The organism is Bradyrhizobium sp. WSM4874 (assembly GCF_055811835.1).
Map to the genome: position 1 here is coordinate 1 of NZ_JBVVPR010000112.1, position 5,059 is coordinate 5,059.

Annotated in this window: 4 protein-coding genes; all 4 read right to left on the minus strand. The window is 55.1% G+C overall.

What is annotated here, in order from left to right; translation table 11 throughout:
- Positions 1-259 precede the first annotated feature (259 nt).
- Complete coding sequence (locus AC0L3P_RS39290; RefSeq protein ID WP_473309369.1) at positions 260-985, minus strand: hypothetical protein; 726 nt, start codon at positions 983-985, stop codon at positions 260-262.
- On the minus strand, positions 985-1,569 hold the full coding sequence (locus AC0L3P_RS39295) for a hypothetical protein (RefSeq protein WP_473309371.1): 585 nt from the start codon (positions 1,567-1,569) through the stop codon (positions 985-987). The genes AC0L3P_RS39290 and AC0L3P_RS39295 overlap by 1 nt, the downstream gene beginning before the upstream one ends.
- 171 nt (positions 1,570-1,740) lie before the next feature.
- On the minus strand, positions 1,741-3,366 hold the full coding sequence (locus tag AC0L3P_RS39300; RefSeq protein ID WP_473309372.1) for a caspase family protein: 1,626 nt from the start codon (positions 3,364-3,366) through the stop codon (positions 1,741-1,743).
- A gap of 1,195 nt (positions 3,367-4,561) precedes the next feature.
- Positions 4,562-4,978: an adenylate/guanylate cyclase domain-containing protein gene (locus AC0L3P_RS39305; RefSeq protein ID WP_473309374.1), complete on the minus strand. Its 417-nt coding sequence runs from the start codon at positions 4,976-4,978 to the stop codon at positions 4,562-4,564.
- Between the last annotated feature and the right edge of the window lie 81 nt (positions 4,979-5,059).

Below are 5,059 nucleotides of genomic sequence, written 5' to 3' on the forward strand. Positions count from 1 at the left end.
CCAAAACTTGAAGGGCATCGGCCAGAAAATGGAAATACATCGGATCACAATTTCTCCCGCGCAGAAATGAACGACCGGGCGCGTCCTGCGCAGCGGCAGACCGATCCTCGGCGGCGGTTGCGGCGCCCTGCGTTGGTCTCCTGTGTATTCCCGGCTGACGACGCCCGTCAGCGTTCCTAAGCCGCGCGACCGTTACGATGTTATGGAACGACTCAATTAGACCAGTGCAGAGCAAGACAACCGGCTTCGCTTTTGCACCCTATTCTTTTGGAGCGTTCACAACGTGGCAAGGATCGCCGCCAGCTCGAATCTTACTACAAAGCTGCTCAGCATCCTGTGCAGACTTCAGGCCTCCAACCCCTCCAATGTAAGCACCTCGATCTTCGCCGGCGGTAGCCCTGCGGATCACCAGGGACTTATCTCTAAGCAGAGACGAGTATCTGAAAGTGATAAGGTCCAATGCCTCCGCAGCCTTGGAAAAGTTCGTGCCGTTAACCAGTTGTGCGATATAGACAGCATCTTCGCCTGTACTTGACTTGACCGGACCACGGCCGGTCGCTCCTTTCGGGACGCTGCGCGGCATGTCCCCTTGCTCAGTACCAATGTCATTAGAGACTTGGTCCGGCGTTACTCTCCAGAGGGGAACGCTCAAGGTCGCTCCAGCAATAACAACAATTAACGTAGCGAAAGCTGACCGCATCGGACGCGAGAACAACGAGTGGATCAGAAACTCTACTGAATCCAAGCGCAACACTCTCCGCCAATTCCACGTCGGGACCTCGGTTTGCGACTCTCGATCAGGCTCAATTCCGTGCTGCTTCAGAATGGGAACTATGAGACGATCGAAATCAAGCGCGATTGCCTCTTCTTTGCCAGTGAGTTCCTTTACTCTCTCTAGCACCTTGCTATCTGGGAGCGACAAGAAATCGTCGACTGCGTGATCAACTGCTTGGTCCAGACGTGCTTGCTTATCTCGTTCCGACATCAATCGCCTCTTTCGTTGACCCGGCGAAAGAGGCGCCATGACTTTGCCCTCCGCTCAATTTTCTTGAGCGTACTCTCGTAACGAGTTTTGGTTATCCCAAGTGGCATCCAAGCATCCTCGCCTGAATATCCCTGCAGTCTTCGCGTCAACAGATCCTGCGCGAGCTTATCGTCTTCGAAGAGGCGAAAGAATTGCTGGAAGAGCTCGAAGTCGTCCTCAGTGTTACTAGCGGCGGACTCTGTGATCTGTTGAGCCTCAGCTGCCGCGTCATCCCATTCTTGTTCGATATAGCCCCTTCTAACTGTTCGCCAGCTGTCTGCGATACTCTTCATCACGCCGCAAAAGAAATGCAAGAATTGGAGAGCTCGCGGCCACGGTCGCTTTCCCTCTAAAATTCGAGTGGCGGCTTCACTGAACAGCTCTTCGTGGTCGTACTTCGATCGATTCTTCCGCGCGTAGACTTTCGCCGCTGTCAGCAATTTGGTTTTATCACCAAGCGTGAGACGAACGATGGCTTCCCTCGCTTCCGACACAGAGAAGTGAGTGGCTTCATTTCCCCAGGATGCCAGCACGCGCTTTAGCATCTATAACGCTCAATTGGTCAGATCGGGCGGCAGGCCCTCAACATTTGGCCGTTAGCAAGCAGTGTCAGATCGGATAGCCCTGTCTTGCATCTGAATGAGGCATCGTTTCGGCGCCTCATTGTAACCGGCCGGACTACCTAAATCCACGTAGGATCACTGCTTCCTCCTGTATTATTGTTTTGCTACCCCGCAACCGCTGTACGCCCTTCCCCACCAGCAACCTGTACGTAAGCACTCTTGGTGCAGCCGCACACATACGGTCGAGCCGCAATCCGGGCGCCCGCCATAGTCAGCACACATCACTCGGCACCCAGCCAAATTTTTTGTGCAACTCATCCCCGTTGTTATCTTTCCTTTTGGGTTCGGCTCCGGTTCGGCCTTGGCGCGCCTATCAACAGTTGGACTCGGTCGTTGGTGTTGTTTTTCTTTGCTTCCCTCTGAACCCGCACTTTCGCTGGCCGGCCGAGTTGCCTGGAAGTCCACAACACCTGAAGCTGGTACGGCAGATAGCGAAAGTTTGGACCATTCCGAACGACACGGGCGCGGAGTTTCGACGCGGACACCTGCGCCGCGCGTACCCTCCAGCTTGAGAGCTATCTTATAATGTACTGGTGTTCTAGAAGGACGATGGAGTGGATCGTTGTCGGGATTGCCCGTTAGCCCCTCCACGTCAATTTCTGCGCTCCCATCGTTCTGAATCTTTCCATCAAAGGTCCAGCTGTCGACCTGTCCTACCAAGCCATACTGACTACGAAAAACTCCCTCCCTTATTGTTCCGGTGAGCTGATACGTGTTTGCTGGCCAAATTCCCGTCTTTTCACACACCTCTTTGATTATCCAGACGCCATCGAACGTTTGCCCCGTCGTGCTTGGTTTTGTCAGAGCGGCGATCTTCGATCTTGCAAGCCCGGCGAATGCGCAAGCGGAAAACCGGGTGATATGGTCTTCGTAGGCGGCGATCATCCCAAGAGATTCTGCGCTTTTCCAATGCTCCGCAGCACTCGCGCAGGAATCTGCAGGACTTAGAGCGGGTGCGGATGCTGCGGCACTATCCGCCTTGCCGTTAAGATAATACTCGCCAAAAAACGACAACGATAATTCAGGAAGTTGCGTTCCCCTTGTCTTCTCGTACACATCAGCGCCAACGTGCTGGAACACAGCTGTAATATGGTCCTTTTCTACAACACGCTTTAGAAACGCCCCGGTATACGGGCTATTTCGTCCTGAGCCATCGTCCGCGGTTCGACCAGATTGGGTCGCATAGGATATGATCGTGCCATCTGGACTCTCCATTTTCGCGAGACCGCGCGCAACGTCAGCACTGCGGCTACGACCGATCGAACGCCTGAGGTCTTCCATAAACGGATTGTCACGGCAGGCGTCGAGCACAAGAATCCGCAAATTTTTGGCTTGTTGTAGATCTCCAAGAATTTGGTCGGTTCGTGCCATACGTCTTAGGTCCGCCTCATCTCGAAGTACGGCGTCGACGGGCAGCAAGTAGTTGACACCCGCGAACTGCAAGGCATGACCACTGTAATAAAACAACGCGACATCCGCGCTGCGAGCCTCGCGCGCGAAGCGGATGGAAGCTTCCTGCATCCCGAGTTGGTCTAAATTTGTCTCGAAGATTATGTCGAACCCTGATTTTGCCAGTGCGGCGGCTACGTCAGATGCATCATTGGCTGGATTCGGCAATTTTGGCGCGTTTTTGTAAGCGCCGTTTCCAATCACTAGTGCAATGCGCCTTTCCGCATTGGCAGCCGAAAGGCTGAGCAAAAATGTCAGCACACTGATCATGAAGATGCACGATCGGCGCATCGGGTTTTACTCCTCACGCAGTCTCCAGTATCGGCCGACTTGCCGGAAAGGCAAGCGGCGGCATGAGGACGCAGGGGGCGGCTACCAGTCGGGACGACGAGCTAGCCGCGTTCTACGGAGCACAAGCGGCACGGCAACGCATCCGAAGTCCGCAGATGCACGGCCGCCACCTCTGTTATTTCGGTCAGCAGTTCTTCCCTAAGGCACAAACGCGTGGGGAGAGTTATGCGCGGCGGAGCGCGCATATCGGACATTGAAAATCGAAAATATTCATCTCGGCGATATGTCCGAACAGATTGATGCGGCCAGCATCACGCGATAGGAGCCGGTGAAGCTGAACACCGACCCAGCAGATCCGCCAGAATCGAGCGTTCGGACTGCAAACCGTCAGCATGGAGAAACTACAATGCGTAGATTAGTTTTGGCTGCTGTCGCGGCTGCTTCTCTTCTGACCGCTGCCTCGGCGGCTAACGCGGGCGTCATCTGCAACGCCTACGGTTGTTATGAGACATACTACCCGACGTATTACTGGACGTACCCCTATTGCAATTTCTACGGTTGCTGGTGATTGCAGATCAGCGGCCGGCCAAACACCAAGCCGGCCGCATTTCACCCACGTATTTTAAGACGGAGTCAATCGTGCGAAACTCAATCATTGCCACTATTGTAGCCTTCACGTGTTGTATCGCGGCGACATGCTCGGGGTATGCGAGTTGGGAAACGACAGGCGACACTCAAGCCGACACGACGAGAATAGAGGAGCAGGGTTATTTTCGGCTCTGCGACTTACCCTTCGAACTTTCAAATACAATTGATCCGAATAGAATTCGGGTGATCAAGATCTGCATCTAATGATCGGCTTTCCCTCAAGATAGAGCATCGCCAGAGTGAGCGATAGCATTTGCGCCTTTGCTTTGAAGAGCATCAGCCGCCGCTCCTGGAGGAAGAGGCCATGATGTCGAAGCCGTCATCATGGCCCCCGAGTCGGACGGATGCCTGCGAGGGGTCTCGTTCGCACATCAGTGGTTATGGAAGAAGCCGGCCAAAGGCCGACGTCCGACCCGCTTAGCGGACTTGCCAAAATTAAGAGGGGACGTCAGCAATGGTCCATTTGTGGGCATCGGGCGATGGTGTCGCAGCTGTTTAAATCGGTATCCGCGACCTCGGAACTCATTCAGGTGACAACTGCGAATAGGCGCATGGGCTCCGTGAAACCCTTAAGCTCGGCCGGCCATTGATCGACAAACTTGAGGCCAGCGCCTGCCACTAGGTCTTTTACCGTACTCGACGCCAGAACCTCGCTCGCTTTCGCATGCTGAGCTACCCGTGCTGCGATGTGAACAGCAATGCCGCCCACATCGTCGCCCATTTCGACCTCACCGGTATGAACGCCGGCCCGCACTTCGAGATCGAGCGGCCGCACCGCGCTGACGATCCTCTGGGCGCAGCGGACAGCGCGCGCCGGGCCGTCGAACAGCGCCAGAAATCCGTCGCCTGTAGTCTTAACTTCGCGTCCGCGATGCCGCTCCATGTCCGAACGCACCGCCGCATGGTGCGCTTCCAGAGTTGAACGCCGCTGCCTGTCGCCCACCAACAGCGGCGTCGGTGAGATCCTGAGGCAATCGCAGGGATTTAGATCTTACCATGTGCTGGATGCGGGCGACGGTGTCGG

Bases quoted from the DNA above. Each gene is read 5' to 3' on its own strand.
- AC0L3P_RS39290 (WP_473309369.1), bottom strand. From the start codon at position 985: ATGTCGGAACGAGATAAGCAAGCACGTCTGGACCAAGCAGTTGATCAC.
- AC0L3P_RS39300 (WP_473309372.1), bottom strand. From the start codon at position 3,366: ATGATCAGTGTGCTGACATTTTTGCTCAGCCTTTCGGCTGCCAATGCG.
- AC0L3P_RS39295 (WP_473309371.1), bottom strand. From the start codon at position 1,569: ATGCTAAAGCGCGTGCTGGCATCCTGGGGAAATGAAGCCACTCACTTC.